Annotated in this window: 4 protein-coding genes; 2 read left to right on the forward strand and 2 right to left on the reverse strand. The window is 73.0% G+C overall.

Annotation, left to right across the window (positions count from 1 at the left end; all coding sequences use genetic code 11):
* Positions 1–139: 139 nt before the first annotated feature.
* Together A7A76_RS00005 and A7A76_RS00010 are read left to right on the forward strand one after the other, a co-directional pair.
* On the forward strand, positions 140–736 hold the full coding sequence (locus A7A76_RS00005; RefSeq protein ID WP_241200637.1) for a GNAT family N-acetyltransferase: 597 nt from the start codon (positions 140–142) through the stop codon (positions 734–736).
* Positions 733–1,626 (forward strand): carbon-nitrogen hydrolase family protein, encoded by an 894-nt coding sequence (locus A7A76_RS00010; protein WP_206409259.1) that lies wholly within the window; start codon positions 733–735, stop codon positions 1,624–1,626. The genes A7A76_RS00005 and A7A76_RS00010 overlap by 4 nt, the downstream gene beginning before the upstream one ends.
* A 118-nt stretch (positions 1,627–1,744) precedes the next feature.
* Here the strand turns inward: A7A76_RS00010 and A7A76_RS00015 are convergent, their stop codons facing one another.
* Both A7A76_RS00015 and A7A76_RS00020 read right to left on the reverse strand, forming a co-directional pair.
* Complete coding sequence (locus tag A7A76_RS00015; protein WP_206409260.1) at positions 1,745–2,296, reverse strand: phosphatase PAP2 family protein; 552 nt, start codon at positions 2,294–2,296, stop codon at positions 1,745–1,747.
* On the reverse strand, positions 2,293–3,311 hold a 1,019-nt coding region (locus A7A76_RS00020; RefSeq protein ID WP_206409261.1), incomplete at its 5' end, for a glycosyltransferase family 4 protein. The genes A7A76_RS00015 and A7A76_RS00020, both read right to left, overlap by 4 nt.

Consider the following 3,311-nt stretch of genomic DNA (forward strand, 5'->3'; position numbering starts at 1 on the left):
CGCGCCGGCCGGCGCGTGACCGGCGCGAGCGCTGCGCCGGGCGCTTGAGTCCGAACGGCGGCGGGCCGCGCGGCCCGCCGCCGTATTTGTGACCGCGCCGCGCCGTGCTTTTGCCTAAGATGAGCGGATGAAGACACCGATGCCCACCCTTCGCAGTTTCGCCGGGGCCGAGATCGCGCCGTACCTGAACGCGATCGCCGCGCTGCGCATCGCGGTGTTCCGCGAATGGCCGTACCTGTACGACGGCGACGCCGCCTACGAGGCCAGGTACCTGCAGGTCTACCGCGACTCGTGGCGCAGCGTGGCGGTGCTGGCCTTCGACGGCGAGCGCATCGTCGGCGCGTCCACCGGGCTGCCGCTGGCCGACGAGACGGCCGAGATCCGCGCCGCCTTCGACGGCCATCTGGTCCGCGTCGAGCACGTGTTCTACTGCGGCGAATCGGTGCTGCTGCCCGAGTACCGCGGCCGCGGCGTCGGCCACCGCTTCTTCGACCTGCGCGAGGCGCATGCGCGCGCGCTCGGCGATTTCCGCTGGACCACGTTCTGCGCGGTCGACCGCGACGCCGGCGATCCGCGCCGCCCGGCCTTCCATCGCGGCAACGAGGCGTTCTGGAAGAAGCGCGGCTACACCCACCGTCCGGAACTGGTGGCGCGGCTGCCGTGGAACGAGGTCGGCCGCGGCGAGCGCGAGCATTCGCTGAGCTTCTGGCTGCGGCCGCTGGAGCGCGCGCGATGAAAGTGGCGGTGGCCAAGTACCGCATCGGCGCGCCGCGCGATTTCGCCGAGTTCGCCGACAAACAGGCGCAGTGGCTCAGCGCCGCGCGCAACGGCGGCGCGCAGGTGGCGGTGCTGCCGGAGTATCTGTCGCTGGAGTTGGGCGCGACCTTCGGCGCCGCCACCCAGGGCGACCTGCACGCCTCGCTGGTGGCGACCCAGCAGTACCACGGCGCGTGGCTGGAACTGTTCGGCCTGCTCGCGCGCGAGCTGCGCCTGCACATCCTCGCCGGCAGTTTTCTCTACGACCCCGGCCACGGCCGCTACCGCAACCGCAGCTACGCCTTCGCGCCCGACGGCGGCCGCGTGTGGCAGGACAAGCTGCAATTGACCGGGTTCGAGAAACAGGCCGGGGTGATCGAGCCCGGCGACGCGCTCAAGACCTTCGAACTGGCCGGTCAGCGCGCCGGCATCGCGATCTGCTACGACATCGAGTTCCCGCTGCCAGTGCGCGCGCAATGCGAGGCCGGGGCGCGGCTGTTGCTGGCGCCGAGCTGCACCGACACCGACGCCGGCGCCACCCGCGTGCGCGTGGGTTGCCTGGCGCGCGCGCTGGAGAACCGCGCCTTCGTCGCCCAGGCGGTGACCGCGGGCGAAGCGCTGTGGAGCCCGGCGCTGGACACCAACACCGGCGAGGCGGCGGTGTACGCGCCGATGGACGTCGGCCTGCCGGCCGACGGCGTGCTCGCGCGCACCCAGGGCGGCCAGCCGTGGGCGTTCGCGGAACTGGACTTCGCCGCGCTGGACGCCAGCCGCGAACGCGCGCAGGTGGCCAACGACCGCGACTGGGCCGGGCAGTGGAAGCCGGCGCTGGCGCGCGCGCAGGTGGTGCAGTGGGGCGGCGAGAAATAACCGCGCGGCGAGCGTGAGCGATGGCGGTCGCGGCTCGCGCCGCTCCTGCATGAGCTACCTGTAGGAGCGGCGCAAGCCGCGACCGCGAAAACCAGACAACGACGCCACCGCCGTACCCTCAACCGAACAACGACACCCCCGGCACCAACCACAGCGAAATCCCCGCAAGGGTCGAGCCGATCACCGTCGCCGCCAATACATCGCTGGGGTAATGCAGCCCCAGCACCACGCGCGAAGCCGCCACCGACGCGGTGAACGGCACCAGGATCCAGCCCAGCGCCGGATAGTGCGCCATCGCCACCAGGCTGAAGGCGACCGCGTGCAGGGTATGCCCGGACGGGAAGCTGAATTCGTCCAGCGGCGCGACCCAGGCGTGGATGCGCTGGTCGGACGCGAACGGGCGCGGGCGCCGGGTCCAGCGCTTGAGCACCTTGTACAGCGCCAGCGCGATCGCGCCGGTGGCGGCCAGGTGCGCGCTGGCGCACAGGCCGTCGTAGCCGTCGGCGAGCACCAGCACCGCCATCAGCGCATACCAGAACGCGCCGTCGCCGAGCCGGCTGACTGCGGCGAAATACGCGCGCGAGCCGCTGCGTTCGCCGAGGCGGTTGGCGCGCAGGCACCAACCGGATTCGCCGGCGATCAGACGTTTGCGCAAAGGCAACCGGTTCATACGACCTCCTGCTCGGGCTTGTTGTCGGGACGGGGTGCTTGCTTCGACCGGCGCGGCGCGCCGCCGCGCTCGGCCAGGCCGTGCAGCAGCGCGTCGAAATCGGCGGCGACCTGCTGCGGGCGCAGTCCGGCGATGGCCTCGCGGCCGGCGCGGGCCATGCGCGCGCGCAGCGCGTCGTCGCCGGCGATGCGCACGGCCGCATCGATGAAGCCGGCCTCGTCGCCGCTGCGCAGCGCCGCGCCGTGTTCGCCGTCGCGCAGGTGCTCGTGCGCGGCGCCGTAGTCGTAGGCCACCGTCGGCACGCCGCTGGCCATCGCTTCCAGGGTGACGTTGCCGAAGGTTTCGCTGAGGCTGGGGAACAGGAACAGGTCGCCGCTGGCGAAGTGCGTGGCCAAGGTCTCGCCGCGCTGCACGCCGCAGAACACGAAGTCCGGATTGTCGCGTTCCAGTTTCGCCCGCGCCGGGCCGTCGCCGACCCAGACGAAGCGCGCATCGGGCCGGTCGCGCTGCAGCGCGCGGAACGCGCGCACGGCCAGGTCGAGGTTCTTTTCCGGCGCGATCCGGCCGACGTAGATCGCGACCAGGCTCGCATCGTCCGCGCCCCACTGGCCGCGCAGACTGCGGTCGCGGCGGGCCGGATCGAACAGGGCCGTATCCACCGCGCGCGGCAGCCGCACCACGTCGCGGAAGCCGCGTTCGCGCAGGAAGTCGGCCAGCTCGCGGGTCGGCACCACGGTGGCGTCGGCGCCGTTGTGGAAGCGGCGCATCCACGCCAGCGCGGCGCCGACCAGGAACGGCGCGCCGTAGTCGCGCATGTACTCGTCGAAGCGGGTGTGGAAGCCGGTCGCGGCCGGGATGCCGAGCGCGCGCGCGGCCTTCAGCGCCGAGCCGCCGAGCGGGCCTTCGGTGGCGACGTAGATCGCATCCGGCCGCGCCGCCGACCAGGCCTGGCGCAGCCGCGCCGCGCACGGCAGGCCGAAGCGCAGGCCCGGGTAGCGCGGCAGGGGCAGGCCGC

The sequence above is a fragment of the Lysobacter enzymogenes genome (assembly GCF_017168095.1).
Classification (GTDB): Bacteria; Pseudomonadota; Gammaproteobacteria; order Xanthomonadales; family Xanthomonadaceae; genus Lysobacter; species Lysobacter enzymogenes_D.